An 18,871-nucleotide genomic window follows, 5' to 3' on the forward strand; every position below is an offset into this window, starting at 1 on the left:
AGGTGCGCGACCACCTCGGCGTCGAGACCCAACGTCAGTGGTCGGACAAGGCGATCGCCCGCACCACGCCCTGCCTGCTCGGGCTGTTCTCGATCGTCACCCTGTTGGCCTCGCGCCTCGATTGCCGTGCCCGGGTCCGGATCTCGACCAGCGCCTGGTACCACAAACAGCGGCCGACCTTCGCCGACAGCCTTGCCGCAGTACGGCGGGCAGTCTGGAGCGAGCAGGGTTTCGCCGTGTCCCGGCAGTCGGCCGACGCTGCGAAACTCTCGCCAGCCCTCCGCGAGAGCATCGCCTATGCCCTTTGCCACGCAGCCTGAATGGCCAAAGCCGAGCTTAGCCGAGCGGAAGAAAGCCTGTGCCGTCGCCATGTCGCGGTGTTCGCTCAGCATGGTGTCGACGAGGTCGCCGTCGCGGTCGATGGCCCGGTACAGATACGCCCAGCGACCACGAACCCTCAGATAGTCAGCCAGCCCGGCTACATGCTGCAACTCCCGGCAGATCCGGGCTCAAGTTGCCATTCTTGCCAGTAGTGAGCCGTCCGCTTCCCAGGCGTCAGCTATCAGGCCAGCCGGGCGGTGTGGCCACGGCGAAGCGCTAACCGCTTTAGCGTCGTAGGTGGAGCGATACCCAGCCACACCCGGCCCGAAAACGTCTAAATTAAGATACAATGCTCGCAAATGAGTGATTCGTGTGCAAGCCCATCAACCTGTAGACGATATTCCGGAGCCGAGGTTCGGCTCTGTCCCTTCACCCCCGGAGGCCCCCATGTCCGCCCTTCGCCAGATCCTCATCGTCGAGGACGATGCCGCGCTGCGTGCCACCTTGGCCGAGCAGATCCTGCTCGGCGGCGAGTTCAGCGCCGACGAGGCGGAGAGCGCAGCCGAGGCGGAGGCCAAGCTGGCCAGCGCCGGCGCCCGCTACGACGCCATCCTGCTCGATGTCGGCCTGCCGGATGCGGATGGCCGCGAGTTCTGCGCCAAGCTGCGCCGAGAGGGGCGGCGGATGCCGGTCATCATGGTCACCGGCGCCGATGCGGAGCAGGACGTGGTTCGCGGCCTCGACGCCGGCGCCAACGACTACCTAGCCAAGCCCTTCCGCCTGCCGGAGCTTCTCGCCCGGGTACGGGCCCAGCTGCGGGTGTTCGACAACTCCGAGGACGCCTCCTTCCTTATCGGTCCCTATGTCTTCCGCCCCAGCGTCCGCCTGCTGCAGGAGACAGCCCGCAACCGCAAGATCCGGCTGACCGACAAGGAATGCGCGATCCTGAAGTTCCTCTACCGCGCTGGTGGCAAGGCGGTGGCGCGGCAGACCCTGCTGAACGAGGTCTGGAACTACAGCAGCGCCGTCTCGACCCACACGCTCGAGACGCATGTCTACCGCCTGCGTCAGAAGCTGGAGGCGGATCCCGGCCAGCCGCGCCTGCTGCTGACCGAGAATGGCGGCTACAGCCTGAGCGTAGCCGCAACATCGCAGGCTTAATGAGCCCGGGGCTCCCTGCAAGGACTTAGCCTTCTCTCAATCAGGTTTAGGAAGCCCAGATCATGGCTGAGATCCTGCTCTTTCCCACTAAGCGTCTCGTGGATACGGCACATAGCACGCAGGCTCAGCTGTCCAAGATCGACGATCTTGCAGCCGAGGTCGGTGCTGACGAATGGCTGGAGCAGGATGCCTCAGACGGCACCAGCCTTGGATTGGTGGCCAGTCTTGCTGCTGCGCCGTCACCGTCGCTTGCAGTTCTTACACGCAAGGTGGAGCTGTTGGTGACGCGCCTCGCATCAGATGATGAGAATGACGCTGGATTATGTACCGCTGAGGCGAAGCTGCTGAGGTCCGTGCTGCAAGATCTTCAGACATTTGCAGCGGATGTGGCCTTTGCTGCCCTGGGCGCTGAACAATGGGCACCAACCTCGGCCGGCTAGGGTGTCGCGCACGGGCGGGAGGTATTTTTGTTGCAAAAGCCGGGAGAGTGGTGGCTTTTTGACGCTCGGCGACAGGAACCCAGTGTCGGGAGGTGCTCGCATCTTCGCGCATCGCACGACCATGCGGTGGCATATAATCTACCTATCTAACGGTCTGTTCGCACTGATGTGGACAGTCGCCGAGTTCGGGAAGGTAGCGGTGCCATGGCGTCACGCCAGTTTGGTTTGCCCCAGCCCCTGTCTTTTTGGAGTTGGGGTTTACGGGCGGCCTGTCTCGGCCTGCTGCTGACGGCTGCCGGTCCATCTGCCGCGGAGGACAACCCGCCGATCCACATCAAGATCGCCGGTGGTTTGGGCGGCGTTGCCCAGTATTCCCGCCATGAAGCACCGTTCTGGACCGAACAGGTCCCCCGCCTGACCAGGGGCCGGGTTCGTGCCGAGATCACACCCCACAACAGCACCGGCATCCGTGGGACGGAGATGCTGCCGCTCATGCGGCTGGGCGTGGTGCCCTTTGGGACCGTGACGTTGGCGGTAGCCGCCGCGGAAGAGCCAGAGTTGAACGCCATGGATCTGCCGCTGCTCAACCCCGACATCGCCACCCTGCGGCAAACAGTGACCCTCTGGCGGCCGCGGCTAGAGGCCGTTCTGCGCGAGCGCTTCGGAATTCAGCTTCTGGCGGTCTATACCTATCCGGCGCAGGTCATGTTCTGTCGCCAGCCTTTCACCAGCTTCGGCGACCTTGCTGGCCGGCGTATCAGGGTGTCCTCGGTTGGACTGAGTGAGTTAATGCAGGCACTTGGTGCAACGCCGGTTATTGTGCCCTTTGCCGAGATCGTCGGCGCGGTACGCGGCGGGGTCGTAGAGTGCGCTGTCACCGGTTCCCTGTCGGGCAATGCGCTCGGGCTGCACACCGTCACCTCACACCTCTCGCAGCAGGCGATGAGCTGGGGAGTTTCCTTCTTCGGTGCCAACATCGGCGCCTGGGCGGCACTGCCGCCGGAGGTACGGGCCCAGCTACAAAAGGGGCTGGCTGGCCTGCAGGAGGACATCTGGCAGTCTGCCGATCGCGAGACCGAGGAAGGCTTCGCCTGCAACGCGGGGCGGCCGGACTGCACTACCGGCACTCGCGGCCAGATGGTGGTGCTCGATGATGCATCGCACGACCGGCAGCGTCGGGATCAGTTGATGCGCGAGACGGTCTTGCCCAGTTGGGTCCGACGCTGTGGCACGGAATGCGCCGAAGCCTGGAACCGCTACATGGCGCCGGCCCGAGGCATCCTGGCGAACTCCGATTGATCGTGCCGCTTCGCCACATTTGCTTGGCGGCGCAGTTCCGCGGGAATTGCCAAGTTGTTCAAGCAATAGTCGCGCTGGACCGAGCGGCATAACGGCCCTGCAGGCTTACGCTGCGATCTGGACGCATGTCTCCTCGTGCCAGATCCGGAAGGCTTTGTCGCGGGCATGGCGGTACTGCACGGCAGTCATCAGGTGCCGCCGCGGTCAGAAATGGCCGTAGATCATGGCGTGGGACGAGAGGAACTGCTGCGCCTGTCGGGGCGACTTGAAGCGCTGCATCTGGCTCTCCCGGCGCCGCGTCGGTCGATGGGAGTTCTCCACTCTGTTGTTCAGATAACGGATGGTTCGGTGCTTGACCTCAGGCAGCACCTCACGCTGCGCCACGCCATAGCTGCGCAGCCTGTCGGTGATGATGCGGCTGGGTTTGAACTTGAGACCGGCGAGCATACGCTTGAAGAAGCGCTTGGCCGCGCTAGCGTTCCGCCAGTCCTGCACCGGGATGTCGAGCACAACGCCATGTTGATCCACCGCGCGCCAGAGGTAATGAAGCACGCCGTCTATTTCCAGGTACACCTCATCAAGGTGCCAGGTGTCCCCCGGCGTCGGCGCAGCTTTCGAGCAAAGGTGCCGCCGAATGTCAGACACCAGTTCCGGATGCTCGAGCTATGGCCGAACCTGGGTGATGGCGGTTTGAGATAGGCGGCGTATCGAGGTGGGTGACGAGCCTGCCAGAACCTCCCGAAGGAGCGATACGCCACGATGAGCCATACCACAGTTGTCCCACTCCGGCAGCCCGATGAGGCCGACGATCCGCTAACCGCTGTCCTGCGGAGCGGTGCCCGCCGGCTGCTGGCCCAGGCTATTGAGGCGGAAGCCGAGGCGTTCCTGGCGGCGATGAAGGGCGTGGCGCTGCCGGACGGGCGCGAGCGCCTGGTGCGGCACGGGCATGGCCCCGAGCGCCAGGTGCAGACCGGGATTGGCCCGGTCGCGGTGCGGCGGGTGAAGCTGCGCGACCGCGGCACCAGCGCGGCGGCTGAGCGGATCCGCTTTACCTCGAGCATCCTGCCGCGCTGGGCGCGGCGGACGGCGAGCCTGGATGCACTGCTGCCGGTGCTCTACCTGCGCGGGGTCTCGATGGGTGACTTCCAGGAGGCGCTCGGGGCGCTGCTGGGCAAGGATGCTCCGAACCTGTCGCCGTCGGTGGTGGCCCGGCTGCGGGGCGAGTGGGAGGCGGACCATGCGCGCTGGCAGCGGCGCGACCTGTCGGCGCGGCGCTACGTCTATCTTTGGGCGGACGGGGTCTACCTGCAGGCGCGGATGGAGCCGCAGGCCGAATGCATGCTGGTGCTGATCGGCGCTACCCCGGAGGGCAGGAAGGAACTGGTCGGCTTCCAGGTCGGCCTACGCGAGAGCACGCAGAGCTGGCGGGAGCTACTGGTCGATCTCAAGGCGCGTGGCCTGGCGATCGCGCCCGAGCTGGCCACCGGCGACGGGGCGCTCGGCTTCTGGAAGGCGCTCGAGGAGGTCTGGCCCACGACCCGGCATCAGCGTTGCACCGTGCACAAGACCGCCAACGTCCTGGACAAGGTGCCGAAGTCGGTCCAGCCGGCAGCCAAGGCCGACCTGCGCGAGGTCTGGATGGCGCCGGACCGCGCGACGGCCGAGGCGGCAATCGCGACCTTCGCCGAGAAGTACGGGGCCAAATACCAGAAGGCCGCCGCCTGCCTGACGAAGGACCGCAACGCACTGCTGACCTTCTACGACTTTCCTGCCGAGCACTGGGACCATCTGCGCACCTCGAACCCGATCGAGAGCGTCTTTGCCACCGTGCGGCACCGGACGGTGCGGACCAAGGGCGCCCTGTCACAGGACACCGCCCGGTTGATGGTGTTCAAGCTGGTCATGGCCGCCGCCAAAACTTGACACAAGCTGAAGGGCGAGAACCAGTTGCCCAAGGTCATCCAAGGCGTCACATTCAGGAACGGCGTCGAGGTCAGCAACACGCCAGCACAACACGCCGCCTGATCACGGCGTCACCCAAATTCCGGCATAGCTCCGGATGCTCTCGTGGGTAACGCTAATGCCCCGTTCGGCCCGTATCAGCTCGACGTCGCGCAGGCTCAAGCTGAAGACATGATATAGCCACACGGCGTGGCTGATGATCTCCGCCAGAAAGCGGTATCCGGAGTAGGTGGCGAGCTTGGGCGTCATCAACCCAGCTTGTCCCAGCCGCTTCGTTCCGACAGAGTCCAACAACTTGGCAATGCCCTGTTGAGGTTGTTTCTGCCGGTCTGTGCAGCATTCTGGTTGTTAGGCGCTCACGCGGCCGCTGCGAGGTTGTCTGTGGCAGCCGCCGCCATCACTCGGCGCAGCTCAGCCAAATACGCTTGCCCTCCAGGGGTTTGTTGTACGAGTACGCTGCGGCGGTCCATTGGGTCCAACTCGCGCCGGACTAGATCCAACTCACCCAGCCGGTCCAAGGCGCGGGTCACGGCGGGCTTGGATATGTTGAGCCCTGCTGCCAAGCCGCGCACCGTGTGGGGCTCCGGCTTGAGGTAGACGGTGAGGAGGATGCCTAGCTGACGAGCAGTGAGATCTGGGCTGTCCTGCCTCACCAGGGTCAAAACTGTTCCGCGTAGCAACTGTGGCAGTGCATAGTCATCCATTGTCGCCTCCAACGGTTTGCCGTCCTTTGGAACGGAACAACGTTAGGCCTGGTGTTTGTTTCCGCTTCCAGATTCAAATACCGTTGTCAGCAGAGCTGTTGCATTGCTCTTTGCAGCGCTTAGGGCACAGTGATCAGCCCCTTTCGGCCGTAGGGTTCAGGGCGTCGGCACGGCTGACCCATACAACAGAGCCGCTGTGGGATATTGAGGTGCCTGCAGTGCAGCCAGTTTGGAGGCGGGCACAAGGGTGTGCGGCCAACCCGGGCCACCTTCTCCAACACGTAGCTTCCGGGCGCGTCTGCCAGCAGCGGGTGCGCAGCGCTCCCTATCGCATGTCTGGAGAGGTCTTGCTGCACCGCGACAAACCGCCAGATTTTGGGCTCGACGGGGGCAGGGCAGGGATCTCGTCCCGGACGGCGCTGGCAGGCGCTTTGTTGGCCAGCGCCACGGCGACGACCTTGAAAGGCCGCCGCGCCAGCAGGCGTGTAGCCCAGTCCGCTGCCTCCAGGCTGCGCCGAGCACCAGCAGCTGGCGCGGTTCTGTTGCATCCTTGCGGCGCCACCCTGAGCAGGTACAAACTGGGGCATGGCGAGACGGCGGAGAGCGGCCTCGGGGAGGCCGGGTCAGTCCTTCAAGGGACGGCAGTTCACCGCCGAGGTGATCCTCTGGGCGGTCCGCTGGTACCTGATGTTCCCGGTGAGCTACCGAGACCTTGAGCTGATGCTGGTCGATCGCGGCGTAGAAGTCGCCCACACCACCGTCTTCCGCTGGGTCCAGACCTACGCGCCGGAAATTGAGAAGCGGATGCGGCCGCACCTGCGCTCAAGCAACGGGTCGTGGCGAGTGGACGAGACCTAAGTCCGGGTGAAGAGCCGCTGGACCTACCTGTATTGCGCGGTGGACAGCCGTGGGCAGACCATTGACTTCCTGCTCTCAGCCAAGCGCGACGCCGAGGCTGCAAAGCGCTTCTTCCGCAAGGCCTTGGCGCAGCTTCACACGGTGAACCCGCGCACCATTACCGTCGACAAGAACCCGGCTTGCCCATGCGCCGTCGAGCAGATCAAAGAGGACGGCGAGCTGTGGCGACGCTCGCGGCTACGACAATGCAAGTTTCTCAATAACATAGTGGAACAAGACCACCGGGGCGAAAAACGCCTGGTGAGACCTGGGCAGGGCTTCGGCAGTTTCCACACGGCGCGACGTACACTGGCAGGCTACGAGGCCATGGTGATGATCAGGTAGGGGCAGGTACGGAAGGTTCGCGGACGCGACATGCGGACCCGAGCTACCTTCGTCGACGAGCTGTTCCAGGTCGCCACCTGATCTGGAGCCTGCGGGGCTACTCGCAGCCCTGTCCAGCCTTCGCAACACAACCGTTCACGGTGACAGCAGCCTGGGCGATGTGCCGCGCGATTACGGCAAGTCCGTGAAACACGCGAGATGGGCGACTTATCGCATGTGTGGATGCCCCTTGCGGGGCAAGGCGAATTTGCAACGCGGGCAGCAGAGCTGCCGTATGCGCTACGGCCACATGGACGTCCCGCCGGTGGCGCCACAGGTAACGCGGATCGGGTTGCACGGCGGGCGCTGCGCCTGTGCCAAGCGCTTCCGCGCCGCGCCACTGGCTGACATGCCGCCGGGCACGCCGTTCGGCCACAATACTCATGCCCTGCTAGCCTATTTGCACCACAGCCATCATGTCGGCTTCGAGCGGCTGGCGCGACTGGCCGGCGAGCTCTTCAGCCTCCCGATCTCCGAAGGCGCCATCGCCAACGCGCTGTCGCATCGCCTCGACTCACGCCCGGGTCAGACGTAAAGCGGATCGGTCTTAGCTGCGCATCCGGCGCTACCGTATCCGGTCCGCCGGCAGTTCATTTCAGGGTCTTGAAGCTGGCGGGCGGCGAACCACAGACAATCCGCCAGGTGCCCGGATGGGACCCGGCAGACGGCGCCGGGTGGCGGCGCCGCTCAGATCCATGTTGCTTCGGGAGGAGGATGTGGAAATGAGGACCGACCTGGACCTCAGCCCGCTGTTCCGGTCCAGCGTGGGCTTTGACCGGATGTTCGACCTGCTGCAGCACGCGATGCGAGGCGGCGCCGGGGAGAACTACCCGCCTTGCGACATTGAGCGCACCGGCCAGGACAGCTACCGGGTCACCCTCGCGGTAGCAGGCTTCCGCCCTGACGAGCTCTCGGTGACGGCGCAGCAGAACCTGCTGGTGGTCTCCGGCGAGAGGCAGAACCGGGGCGAGGGTGATGAGCAACAGCGCGAAGTCCTGTACCGCGGCATCGCGGGCCGTGGCTTCGAGCGCCGCTTCGAACTGGCCGGCCATGTGAAGGTCGTGGGCGCCAGCCTCGCCGACGGCCTCCTGTCCATTGATCTCCAGCGCGAGGTGCCGGAGGCGATGCGGCCGCGCCGCATCCAGATTGGCAAGGGCGGCCCGGCCCAGGGTCCGCGGCGGATTGAGGAGCGGCAGGCCGCCTGAGCCGGCCGGGTTTCCCTGAACACCGGCGCCGTGCGGTGCCGGGCGCATGTTGGTCGGACAGGACCGGCAATCAGGATGATGGGCGTGGTCGCCCACCATCCGTGCCGGTTTATCCGCGGTCGCCCCTGGCCGCCGAACGGGATCCCGGTGTTCCAGCCCGGCCCTAGCCCTGGCGGTCCCCTTTGGCAAGGAGAGCAAACCATGAGCGTTCGTCACCACCGAACCCGTGACATTGTCGCGGAGGGCCAGCTCGCCCGCCTGCTCACCGGCGAGCCGGCCAAGCCTATGGAGAGCATGCCCGGCTTGACGCTGCCGAGCTTCCCGCCGGATGCCAGAGCCGTCATCTACCGTCCCAGCCGATCGGCCATGACCTCCGGCCGGGCAAACACCTGTCACTGGGTGCTCGAGTTCGAGCCGCGCTCGCCCGAGTTCATCGAGCCGCTGATGGGCTGGATTGGCGGCACGGATCCGCTGCGCCATGTCCGGCTGAGCTTCCCGAGCCGGGAAGCCGCCGTGGTCTACGCGCAGAGGGAGAGCTTGCCCTTCACCGTGCATGAGCCGCAGGAGCCACGCTCGGTACAATGCACGGCCGGAAACCTGCCAGGTGCTCCGGCGCATGCCACCCTGCAGGGAGATCCCCTGTTTTGCTTCGCCTGGGAGCGCCCGCACCTCGTGATGCCTGACCTCGACGCGGCGCTGCTCGACCCTGCCAGGGTCTTCGCCAGCCCGCGCGATGTCGCCACACATCCGCTGCTAACCACGGAGGAAAAGCGCGAGATCCTCGCGCGCTGGCTCTGGGATGCACGGCGGATCGAGGCCACGGCGGACGAGGCGCCGCTGGACGGTGGCGAGCCTTCGCGCCTCGATGAGGTGCTGCAGGCCCTTGCCCTGCTCGACCGGATACAGGCGCCGTCCGCGCGGGAGCAAGCGCACTCTGTGCCGATCTAGCCGGTCGGCCCTGGCCGGGGCCGGCCGTGGAGAGCCAAGGGATTGCAGGGGATCGTGGCCCTGGCTATCACCTCGGCTCTCCCACGCTTCGAGAGGGCTGCGTCGGCAGGGTGACTGGTCCCGGACTTCGGGGAGCCGTGCCGCCAGGCCTTGAACGGGGTGAACGGAAGACTATCAACAACTCTGCCAGGTGCTCGACCGAGGCCTGGCGGGTGGCACGGACCTCGAGTGCCGCCATGGCCATGTTGCTTCGCAAGGAGGACGTGGAGATGTGGGCTGAAAACCCTTTCGACCTTCTGTCCCGGTCGTCTCTGCGCTTCGACCGGATGCCGGACCAGACCCAGCGCTCGCTCTGGAACGGACCCAGCAACAACCGCTCTCCGCTCTGCGGTACCACGTCGCCTCTGGAAGAGGGTGATGCCGACAACGGGCAGCGCGCTCCGGCACTCCGGAGGTCTGCTCGTTGGCGCCGTGATCTTCTGATCGAGGACATGAAGGACCTCCTGGGGCGGGCGGTCATCTACGCACTGGCCCTGCTCGGGCTGCTGAATGTCCTCGGCCTGGTCGCAACGGCATGACAGCAAGGAGGGTGCCGTCATGCATAAGGCAGAGCACGAAGCAGTCGTGACGATGCCGTCGGTATCGCAAGTGCGGCTGGGACGGCATCAGGGTAACCCCGGCCCGGTCTACTGGGCTTCTGCGGCAGCCATGGCATGTGCCGTGGCGGCCCCTTTCCCGTTCTTCTGGGCGCCGCCCCTTTGGGTCGCTGCCTTGCTTGCACCGCCGCCTAGCCTGGCAGTGCTGGCGACGGTGCTGCGGGGCGCCAAGCCGGCGAATGCGAGCACCATCCATGCTCGGGCCGGGTGCCCGAACGAGGCTCGGCGGATGGCACCGAGGACAGGTGCTCGGCGTGTCCATGGTGCTTCGCAAGGACCATGCGGCGACGAGGCCCGGGATCGACTTCGGCCGGCTGCTACGGTCCAGCATGGGACCCGGCTGGATGCTCGAGGAGGTGCCGGGCGCGTTGCAGGCCGAACCCATCAAGAGCTACCCACCCCACGAGATCGAGCGAACCGGGGAGGACGCCTGCCGCGTCACACTGGCGGTGGCCGGCCTCCGGCCCGATGCTCGAGAACCAACGATCCAGGCCGAACCGATTGCAAACCGGTGTCCTGCGCCGTCGATGAGGATCATGAACATGCCTGAGCCAGTCCAGGTGGTCTGCCCGCACTGCGATACGATCAACCGCGTTCCGGCCAACCGGCTGACCGACGTGCCGAGATGCGGCGAATGCCGCGCGCCGCTGTTCGAGGGGCGCCCCGCCTCCCTGTCGGAGGCGCGTTTCCGGCGACATCTCAGCCATAGCGGGATTCCGCTGCTGATTGATTTCTGGGCCTCTTGGTGCGGCCCCTGCCGCACGATGGCGCCCGAGTTCGAGGCGGCGGCGCGCGCGCTCGAGCCACGGATGCGGCTGGCGAAGCTCTCCACCGAGGAGGCCCCCGGGCTAGCCGCTGAGCTGCGGATCTCCGGCATTCCGATGCTTGCGCTGTTTGCGGGCGGGCAGGAGGTGGCACGCAGGGCGGGCGCCATGCCGGCGCGCCAGATCGTCGAATGGGCGTCCCATGCCTCGGCCGGGGCCTGACGGGCAAGGCAGACGACCATGAGCGAGACCCCTTACGACATCCTTGGTGTGAAGCGTGACGCCACACAGGATGAGATCCGCAGTGCTTACCGTCGCCTGGCCAGGAAGCTGCATCCGGACCTCAATCCGGGCGACCGTACGGCCGAGGAGCGGTTCAAGCGGGTGTCGGCGGCCCATGACTTGCTCGGCGATCCCGACAAGCGCGCACGCTTCGACCGCGGCGAGATCGACGCCTCGGGTGCCGAGCAACCGCAGCCGACACATTTCTACCGCGACTTCACCGGAGGTGCCGGTCCAGGGCAGCAATCCTATGCGAGCGATGCCGGCTTCGCTGACATGATGGACACGGACGACCTGCTCGCCGAACTCCTTGGCCGCGGCAGGCGTACCGGTGGCCGCGGTGCCGGGATGCGGATGCATGGCGGCGACCTGCGCGGGCAACTTGCGCTGGACTTCCTGGAAGCGGTCAACGGCACGACGAAGCGGCTGACCTTGCCGGACGGCTCGACCGTGGACGTCACGGTGCCGCCCGGGACACGGGATGGCCAAGTGCTTCGCCTTCGGGGCAAGGGCGACACCGGCATCGGTGGGGGACCTGCGGGCGACCTGCTCGTCGAGGTCGAGGTCGGGTCGCACCGGCACTTTACGCGCAAGGGCGACGACATCCATTTCGAGTTGCCGGTGAGCCTGTCGGAGGCGGTGCTCGGCGGCCGAGTGGAGGCGCCGACGCCAGCAGGGCCGGTTGCTGTCACCATTCCCAAGGGCTCCAACACCGGCACGGTGCTGCGGCTGAGAGGGCGCGGCGTGCGGCGACCCGACGGTTCCCACGGCGATGCGTTTGCGACGCTACGGATCGTGCTGCCGGACCGGTCGGAGGTCCAGTCCCAGGGCGTGGTGTAGGAGGCTGCCACCGCAACGGTGGCGGCCATCGTGGTTGGTCCTCGGTAGGGTTGTGTTGCGACACGCAACTCTGATCCAAGGACGCCACGATGACCGACGACAGGATTGCCCTTCGAGAGCTGTTGGAGCGGGGCTCTGACGCCACTTTCCTGCGGGAGATGATTGGTTTCGCCGCCCATCGGCTGATGGAGCTGGATGCTGAGGGAGCTTGCGGTGCTGGCCATGGCGAGCGCAGCGCCGATCGGGTGAACCAGCGCAACGGCTACCGCGGGCGAGACTGGCAGACCCGAGCCGGGACGGTGGAACTGCGTATTCCGAAGCTCCGGCGCGGCTCCTACTTCCCGGCCTTTTTGGAGCCGAGGCGGCTGGCGGAGCGGGCGCTGACGGCGGTGATCCAGGAGGCTTATGTGCAGGGCATCTCCACCCGCTCGGTGGACGAACTGGTCCGCGCCATGGGCCTGGAGGGCATCAGCAAGAGCCAGGTGAGCCGCCTTTGCGGCGAGATCGACGAACGGGTGCAGGACTTCCTCGCCCGCCCGATTGAGGGCGACTGGCCCTATCTCTGGCTCGACGCCACCTATGTGAAGGTCAGGGAGGCAGGCCGGATTGTCTCGGTCGCAGTCACCATCGCGGTCGGCGTCAATGGCGATGGCCGGCGCGAGGTGCTCGGCATGGCAGTCGGCGCCTCCGAGGCGGAGACCTTCTGGACCGACTTTCTGCGCAGCCTGGCCCGGCGTGGCCTGCGCGGCGTCAAGCTGGTCATCTCCGACGCCCATGAGGGCCTCAAGGCCGCTGTGGCCAGGGTGCTCAGGGCCACATGGCAGCGCTGCCGCGTGCATTTCGGCCGCAACGCCGCCGCCCATGCGGGCAAAACCCAGCGCCGCATTGTCTCGGCCTGGATCGGCACCGCCTATGCCGAGGCGGATGCCCCAGCCGCTCACGCCCAATGGCGCCGGGTTGCCGACCAGCTCCGCCCCAAGGTGCCAAAGCTGGCCAGCCTGATGGACGCGGCCGAGGAGGATGTCCTGGCCTTCATGGACTTCCCCCGCGAACACCGCGCCAAGCTCCACAGCACAAACCCGATCGAGCGGCTTAACGGCGAGATCAAGCGCCGCACCGACGTGGTCGGCATCTTTCCCAACGAGGCCGCCGTCGTCAGGCTCGTCGGCGCGCTCCTGCTCGAGCAATCCGATGAATGGGCCACCCAGCGCTCGCGCTATATGACGCTGGAGACCATCACCGCCGTGAGCGATACTCCAGCCGTCAGCCTGCCAGTCGCAGCTGTCTGACGCCGCGGCACAGCCCGCCAGGAGCACCGCTCCTACACCACGTCCAGGGACACGACCCGGTCGGACCCGGATTTGGAGACTTTCGCTGCCCGTTGGGAGGGCGGCAAGGCCCACAACCCGCGGGCCGGGATGGAGGGGTGAATGTTCGATATCCACGATTTCCTGCTCCGGGCCCGGGTCGACGCCGTCTCGCTGGACGCCTGGATCAAGGCGGGCTGGCTGGCGCCCCAGCAGGCGGCCCCCGAGCACCCCTTCTCCGAACTTGACCTCGCTCGCGCCCGCCTGATCCGCGACCTGCGGGAGGGCATGGGAGTGAACGACGAGGGCATCGCCATCGTGCTTGACCTGCTCGACCAGCTGCATGGGTTCCGACATGCGCTGCACCGGGTGAACTCGGCACTCCAAGGGCTGCCGGCACCGTTGCAACAGGAGATCCTGGCTCGGCTCCGGGGCGGCCAGGTAGAGGTGGTGAGACATCCGGGCGAGGGACCGCTGTCCGGTGTGGATTGAGCGGGCACGGCGCGCCGCGGCGCTGCGGCTCGACCCGGCGGCCTTGGCCCGACAGCGGCGGCTCAACCGGCTCCATTCGGCGCTGATCCTGCTGTTCCTGGTTGGATTGGCGGGGTGGACCGGGTTGCTGGTTGGCGGTGTGGAGGGGCTCGCCTTCGGCGCCGGCATAGCGCTGGCCTTTCTGTTCCTCGACCCGATGCCAGGCGACCTTCTCTTCCGGCAGGCCTTTGGCGCGGTCCGTCTCTCGCCCGCCCAGGCGCCGGACCTTTTCGCCCTATCGGCGGCGCTGGCGCGGCGTGCCGACCTGCCGCATCCGCCGCACCTTTATCTCATTCCCTCGCCGACGCTGCAGGCTATGGCGGCCGGCAGCCGAGAAGCACCCGTCATCGCGGTAACGTCCAGACTTCTGCGGGCCCTGTCACGACGTGAACTGGCGGCGGTGCTGGCGCATGAGGTTGCGCATATCCGGCATGGCGATCTGCTGGTCCTCCGCTTGGCGACTGCAGCGGCCACCTTGACGCGCGGCATGGCCGGCCTCGGAGCGCTGGTGCTCCTGGTCTTCCTGCCAACGTTGTGGGCCACCGATGCGATGCCAGCACCTCTACCCATGGTGCTGCTGCTGGCTGCGCCGCTGCTCAGCGATGTTCTGACCCTATCGCTCTCGCGACGGAGAGAACTCCTGGCCGATGCGGGCGCGGTCGAGCTGACCGGCGATGTCGCAGCCTTGGCCGAAGCCCTGGCGCGGATCTGGCGCATGCAAGGTGACGACTGGGAGCGCCTGACCTCCCGTGGCCCGTTCTGGATGAATTGGCTCCGCACTCATCCCACGCTCAAGGACCGCATCGCGGCCCTGCGCAGCATGGCGGCGCCGGTGCGTCCGGTGTTGTCGGATCCAGACCGGGTCGTGATTGCGCCTCCGGCGCTGTGGACCCTGGGCAGCCACCACCCGGCCCAGCGGCTGGCGCGCCGGTGGCTTTTGTAGCTCTCCGTTTGATTGCCGGGCGGCTCGGGTCGTGGGAGGCATTACGGGCGGCAGAGGGCTTGAACCGGTGCAGCATTTTCCTAGTTCATTTGTTGCCGAATGCCGCAACCGGGTTCGGTGGGCGCCGGGCCAGGCGCTTCGGTGCCCGTATCCATGTCGCTCAGAGGAGGATGTGGCTATGAGGATGATCGACTTTGCGCCGCTTTCGCGGTCCACCATCGGCTTTGACCGGCTGTTCGATCTGCTCGATCGGACCACGGGTGTCGAGCCGAATGAGAGCTTCCCGGCCTACGACATCGAGAAGACCGGCGAGGACGCCTACCGCATCACACTGGCCGTCCCCGGCTTCAAGTCGGACGAGATCTCGATCGAGGGCCAGCCGAACCTGCTGCTGGTCTCGGGCCAGAAGTCGATGGACCGGGGCGGTCAGTATCTCCACCGGGGTCTCACGACGCGCGGCTTCGAGCGGCGTTTTAACCTCGCTGATTTCGTTGAGGTAAACGGCGCCAGCCTCGCCGATGGCCTGCTGACGATTGAACTCAAGCGCGAAGTGCCCGAGGCGATGCGGCCGCGACGGATCGAGATCGCCAATCGCTCGGCCCAGGGTCCGCGGCAGATCGAGGGCCAGCAGGCCGCCTGAGCCAGGGAGACCACCTCACCGACACAAACACACCTATATGACACCGGGCCGGCAGGTGCGGGTGCCGCGCGGCGCTGTGTGCCTGCCGCTCCCGGTGGGAATGGAGGCAACCATGATGATGAGTGACCTCACCCCGTGGGGCCGCAACCGCACCGCCCCCGTCCCGAGCGGAAACGATGAGAACAACCCATTTCTTGCCCTGCAGCGCGAGATGAACCGGGTGTTCGACAGTTTCTTGCGCGGCTCCTTGGTTGCATCCACGCTCGCCCCACTTGGCTGGACGGCGACCGGGCCGCATGTAGAGGTGAGTGAAACCGAGCAGGAGGTGAGGATCGTCGCAGAGCTGCCGGGCCTTGAGGAGAAAGACCTCGCGGTCACGCTGCACGATGGCGTGCTGATCCTCAGCGGCGAGAAGAAGGCCGAAAGCAGCGGCGCCGTGTACAGCGAGCGCTGGCACGGCCAGTTCCAGCGCTCGCTGCAGCTTGGCCCGGATGTTGATCCGGACAAGGTGGCCGCCTCCTTCCGCAATGGGGTGCTCACCGTCACCGTGGCCAAGCGCCCGGAGGCGCAGCGCCAAGTGAAGCGCATTCCGATCAGCGGGTGAGGTCCCGGCCTCCGGGCTGGCTTCCGGCCCGGGGTGCCGCCGCCAGGAAACACCGGCATGAACATCGGCCAGAACCGAACTGGCGAGCACGTCCATAACCCGGAACAGCAATTCGCAGCGCCGGAGGCAGACATGGCAACCAAAGTCATCGGGATTGATCTTGGGACCACGAACTCCTGTGTCGCCATCATGGAGGGCGGCACGCCAAAGGTCGTCGAGAACGCCGAAGGGATGCGCACGACACCCTCGATGGTGGCCTTCGCCAAAAGTGGCGAGACCCTCGTTGGCATGCCCGCAAAGCGTCAGGCCGTCACCAATCCAACAAACACGATTTTCGCCGTCAAGCGCCTGATCGGCCGGCGCTTCGATGATCCCACCGTGGAGAAGGACCGCGGTCTGGTCCCCTATAAGATCGTTCGAGGCGAAAATGGCGACGCATGGGTGGAGATCGAGGGCAAGCGCCACAGCCCGGGTCAGATCAGCGCCTTTGTGCTGACCAAGATGAAGGATACGGCCGAGGCCTATCTCGGCGAGAAGGTGACGCAGGCCGTCATCACCGTCCCCGCCTATTTCAATGACGCCCAGCGCCAGGCCACGAAGGACGCCGGTCGAATCGCCGGCCTCGAAGTGTTACGAATCATCAACGAACCGACGGCGGCGGCCCTGGCTTATGGCCTCGAGAAGAAGGGTTCCGGGAGGATCGCGGTCTACGACCTCGGCGGCGGGACCTTCGATATCTCGATTCTTGAAATCGGCGACGGCGTCTTTGAGGTGAAGTCCACCAACGGCGACACCTTCTTGGGCGGCGAGGATTTCGACGCCAGAATCGTGGACCATCTGGCCAGCGAGTTCCAGCGCGAGCAGGGTATCGACCTGCGCAAGGACCGGCTGGCACTGCAGCGGCTGAAGGAGGCCGCCGAGAAGGCCAAGATCGAGCTCTCCTCCGCCAAGCAGACCGAGGTGAACCTGCCCTTTATCACCGCTGACGCCTCCGGGCCGAAGCACCTGGTGATGACCCTGACGCGTTCGAAGCTCGAGGCGCTGGTGGACGACCTGATCGCCCGGACCATGGAGCCCTGCAAGCAGGCGCTGAAGGATGCTGGGACCACCGCCAAGGACGTTGACGAGGTGGTCCTGGTCGGTGGCATGACCCGCATGCCCAAGGTCATCGAGGCGGTGAGGCAGTTCTTCGGCAGAGAGCCCGCCCGCAACGTCAACCCGGACGAGGTGGTCGCCGTCGGCGCCGCGATCCAGGGCGGCGTGCTCAAGGGCGAGGTGAAGGACGTCCTGCTACTCGATGTGACCCCGCTCTCGCTGGGAATCGAGACGCTGGGCGGCGTGTTCACCCGGCTGATCGACCGCAACACGACCGTTCCAACCAAGAAGAGCCAAGTCTTCTCGACAGCTGAGGACAACCAGCCGGCCGTGACTGTTCGCGTCTTCCAGGGTGAGCGCGAGATGGCGGTCGATAACAAGATGCTGGGTGAGTTCAACCTCGTCGGCATCCCACCCGCACCCCGGGGCATACCGCAGATCGAGGTGACCTTCGACATCGACGCCAACGGCATCGTCTCCGTGAGTGCGAAGGATAAGGCCACCGGCAAGGAGCAGCAGATCAAGATCCAGGCCAGCGGCGGCCTGTCCGAGAAGGACATCGAGCGCCTGGTCCGCGAGGCCGAGCAGCATGCGGCGGAGGACAAGCGCCGCCGGGCTGCAATCGACGCGCGCAACCAGGGCGACGCGCTGATTTACACCGCTGAGAAGCAGCTGCAGGAGCATGGCGCTAAGGTCGGCAGCGCCGAGCGGCAGGCCCTGGAGGATGCGATCAGGCAGCTGCGGGACGTGCTGTCGGCGGATGATGCCGACCGCATCCAGCAGCAGATCGAGGTTCTATCCCAAGCCTTCGGGCGCTTCGGCGAGGCAGTGCATCGCAGCGCCGGTGCCCAGCAAGCGGAGGCTGGCAGCTCAGCAGGCACAACCTCGACTCAGACCGGGAACGACAATGTTGTCGATGCCGATTTCGAGGAGATCGACGACCGGAACCGCAAGCGCGGGTAACCGCACCGAGGAGGCTGACCATGGACGTCGAGAAATTTACCGAGAGGTCGCGCGGCTTCCTCCAAGCTGCCCAGACCATCGCCATCCGCGAGTACCACCAGCGCGTCACGCCGGAGCACCTGCTCAAGGCCCTGCTCGACGACGAACAGGGTGCGGCCGCGGGCTGATCCGCGCCGCCGGCGGCGACCCCGCCCGGGCGAAGCAGGCCGTCGACCTCGAGATCGGCCGCCAACCGAAGGTCACCGGCGGCGGCGCCGGCCAACCGCAGTTCACGCCGGACATCGTCCGCGTGCTCGACGCCGCCCAGCAGCAGGCGCAGAAGGCCGGCGACGAATATGTCGCGCAGGACCGGCTGCTGGTGGCGCTCGCCGCCTCCGACACGCCGGCCGGCCGTGTGCTCAAGGGCGCCGGCGCCGATGCCCAGCGCCTGGAGGCCGCTGTCACCGACCTCCGCAAGGGTCGCAAGGTCGACAGCCAGAACGCCGAGCAGAGCTTCGACGCGCTGAAGAAATACGCCCGCGACATCACCGAGGCCGCACGCGAGGGCAAGCTCGACCCGGTCATCGGCCGCGACGAGGAGATCCGCCGCGCCATCCAGGTCCTCGCCCGCCGCACCAAGAACAACCCGGTGCTGATCGGCGAGCCCGGCGTCGGCAAGACCGCCACCGTCGAGGGCCTCGCGCTCCGCATCGTCAAGGGCGACGTGCCAGAGGCGCTGAAGTCGAAGCGCGTCATGGCGCTCGACCTCGGCGCGATGGTGGCCGGCGCCAAGTATCGCGGCGAGTTCGAGGAGCGCCTGAAAGGCGTGCTGTCGGAGACCGAGAAGGCCGCCGGCGAGATCATCCTCTTCATCGACGAGATGCACACCCTGGTCGGCGCCGGCAAGGCGGATGGCGCGATGGACGCCTCCAACCTGCTGAAGCCG

Annotated in this window: 17 protein-coding genes and 6 pseudogenes; 19 read left to right on the plus strand and 4 right to left on the minus strand. The window is 66.3% G+C overall.

What is annotated here, in order from left to right; all coding sequences use genetic code 11:
- Window positions 1-320 (plus strand): hypothetical protein (locus tag BLR02_RS30655; protein ID WP_456303805.1); only part of this gene is annotated, 320 nt, incomplete at its 5' end.
- A 30-nt stretch (window positions 321-350) separates the two neighbouring features.
- On the opposite strand, the pseudogene BLR02_RS31165 reads toward BLR02_RS30655, so the two are convergent.
- Window positions 351-491, minus strand: a pseudogene (locus BLR02_RS31165) (DDE-type integrase/transposase/recombinase); the annotation flags it as partial.
- Window positions 492-768: 277 nt separating this feature from the next.
- Between BLR02_RS31165 and BLR02_RS26145 the strand changes: the two are divergent.
- The 3 genes from BLR02_RS26145 to BLR02_RS26150 all read left to right on the plus strand — a co-directional run bounded on the left by BLR02_RS26145 (window position 769) and on the right by BLR02_RS26150 (window position 3,221).
- The gene (locus tag BLR02_RS26145) at window positions 769-1,482 is read left to right on the plus strand and encodes a response regulator transcription factor (protein ID WP_090665219.1); all 714 of its coding nucleotides are present in this window, start codon (window positions 769-771) and stop codon (window positions 1,480-1,482) included.
- A 62-nt stretch (window positions 1,483-1,544) separates the two neighbouring features.
- Window positions 1,545-1,922 carry a hypothetical protein gene (locus BLR02_RS29000; RefSeq protein WP_143018320.1) on the plus strand — a complete coding sequence of 126 codons (378 nt, stop codon included), beginning with the start codon at window positions 1,545-1,547 and terminating at the stop codon, window positions 1,920-1,922.
- Window positions 1,923-2,126: 204 nt separating this feature from the next.
- Window positions 2,127-3,221: a TRAP transporter substrate-binding protein gene (locus BLR02_RS26150; protein ID WP_090665220.1), complete on the plus strand. Its 1,095-nt coding sequence runs from the start codon at window positions 2,127-2,129 to the stop codon at window positions 3,219-3,221.
- A gap of 204 nt (window positions 3,222-3,425) precedes the next feature.
- Here the strand turns inward: BLR02_RS26150 and BLR02_RS26155 are convergent, their stop codons facing one another.
- Window positions 3,426-3,866: an IS6 family transposase gene (locus BLR02_RS26155; protein WP_176849840.1), complete on the minus strand. Its 441-nt coding sequence runs from the start codon at window positions 3,864-3,866 to the stop codon at window positions 3,426-3,428.
- 114 nt (window positions 3,867-3,980) lie between these two features.
- On the opposite strand from BLR02_RS26155, the pseudogene BLR02_RS26160 reads away from it, so the two are divergent.
- Window positions 3,981-5,246, plus strand: a pseudogene (locus BLR02_RS26160) (IS256 family transposase).
- 24 nt (window positions 5,247-5,270) lie between these two features.
- Here the strand turns inward: BLR02_RS26160 and BLR02_RS26165 are convergent.
- Window positions 5,271-5,432 (minus strand): annotated as a pseudogene (locus BLR02_RS26165) (IS6 family transposase); the annotation flags it as partial.
- Window positions 5,433-5,539: 107 nt separating this feature from the next.
- On the minus strand, window positions 5,540-5,887 hold the full coding sequence (locus BLR02_RS26170) for a MarR family transcriptional regulator (protein ID WP_090665223.1): 348 nt from the start codon (window positions 5,885-5,887) through the stop codon (window positions 5,540-5,542).
- A 585-nt stretch (window positions 5,888-6,472) separates the two neighbouring features.
- Between BLR02_RS26170 and BLR02_RS26175 the strand changes: the two are divergent.
- The 14 genes and pseudogenes from BLR02_RS26175 to BLR02_RS26240 all read left to right on the plus strand — a co-directional run.
- Window positions 6,473-7,210, plus strand: a pseudogene (locus tag BLR02_RS26175) (IS6 family transposase).
- 175 nt (window positions 7,211-7,385) lie between these two features.
- Window positions 7,386-7,664: pseudogene (locus tag BLR02_RS26180) on the plus strand (IS66 family transposase); the annotation flags it as partial.
- Window positions 7,665-7,890: 226 nt separating this feature from the next.
- A complete protein-coding gene (locus tag BLR02_RS26185; protein ID WP_090665225.1) occupies window positions 7,891-8,373 on the plus strand; it encodes an Hsp20 family protein in 483 nt (160 codons plus the stop codon).
- Window positions 8,374-8,574: 201 nt separating this feature from the next.
- On the plus strand, window positions 8,575-9,321 hold the full coding sequence (locus BLR02_RS26190; RefSeq protein WP_176849841.1) for an ETC complex I subunit: 747 nt from the start codon (window positions 8,575-8,577) through the stop codon (window positions 9,319-9,321).
- Between the two features lie 236 nt (window positions 9,322-9,557).
- A complete protein-coding gene (locus BLR02_RS26195) occupies window positions 9,558-9,899 on the plus strand; it encodes a hypothetical protein (RefSeq protein WP_090665227.1) in 342 nt (113 codons plus the stop codon).
- A gap of 338 nt (window positions 9,900-10,237) precedes the next feature.
- Window positions 10,238-10,963 carry a thioredoxin domain-containing protein gene (locus tag BLR02_RS31245; RefSeq protein ID WP_456303804.1) on the plus strand — a complete coding sequence of 242 codons (726 nt, stop codon included), beginning with the start codon at window positions 10,238-10,240 and terminating at the stop codon, window positions 10,961-10,963.
- Window positions 10,964-10,981: 18 nt separating this feature from the next.
- Window positions 10,982-11,863 carry a DnaJ C-terminal domain-containing protein gene (locus BLR02_RS26205; protein WP_090665228.1) on the plus strand — a complete coding sequence of 294 codons (882 nt, stop codon included), beginning with the start codon at window positions 10,982-10,984 and terminating at the stop codon, window positions 11,861-11,863.
- A gap of 89 nt (window positions 11,864-11,952) precedes the next feature.
- A complete protein-coding gene (locus BLR02_RS26210) occupies window positions 11,953-13,152 on the plus strand; it encodes an IS256 family transposase (RefSeq protein ID WP_090665229.1) in 1,200 nt (399 codons plus the stop codon).
- Between the two features lie 141 nt (window positions 13,153-13,293).
- Window positions 13,294-13,662, plus strand: coding sequence for a chaperone modulator CbpM (locus BLR02_RS26215; protein WP_090665230.1), 369 nt, complete (start codon window positions 13,294-13,296; stop codon window positions 13,660-13,662).
- Window positions 13,663-13,705: 43 nt separating this feature from the next.
- The gene (locus BLR02_RS26220) at window positions 13,706-14,644 is read left to right on the plus strand and encodes a M48 family metalloprotease (protein WP_143018321.1); all 939 of its coding nucleotides are present in this window, start codon (window positions 13,706-13,708) and stop codon (window positions 14,642-14,644) included.
- A gap of 178 nt (window positions 14,645-14,822) precedes the next feature.
- Entirely contained in the window at window positions 14,823-15,284 is a 462-nt protein-coding gene (locus BLR02_RS26225) for an Hsp20 family protein (protein WP_090665232.1), read from the plus strand.
- A 112-nt stretch (window positions 15,285-15,396) separates the two neighbouring features.
- A complete protein-coding gene (locus tag BLR02_RS26230) occupies window positions 15,397-15,888 on the plus strand; it encodes an Hsp20/alpha crystallin family protein (protein ID WP_090665234.1) in 492 nt (163 codons plus the stop codon).
- Between the two features lie 132 nt (window positions 15,889-16,020).
- On the plus strand, window positions 16,021-17,946 hold the full coding sequence (dnaK, locus tag BLR02_RS26235) for a molecular chaperone DnaK (RefSeq protein WP_090665235.1): 1,926 nt from the start codon (window positions 16,021-16,023) through the stop codon (window positions 17,944-17,946).
- Between the two features lie 20 nt (window positions 17,947-17,966).
- A pseudogene (locus BLR02_RS26240) lies at window positions 17,967-18,871 on the plus strand (Clp protease N-terminal domain-containing protein); the annotation flags it as partial.

The organism is Belnapia rosea (assembly GCF_900101615.1).
Taxonomy (GTDB): Bacteria; Pseudomonadota; Alphaproteobacteria; order Acetobacterales; family Acetobacteraceae; genus Belnapia; species Belnapia rosea.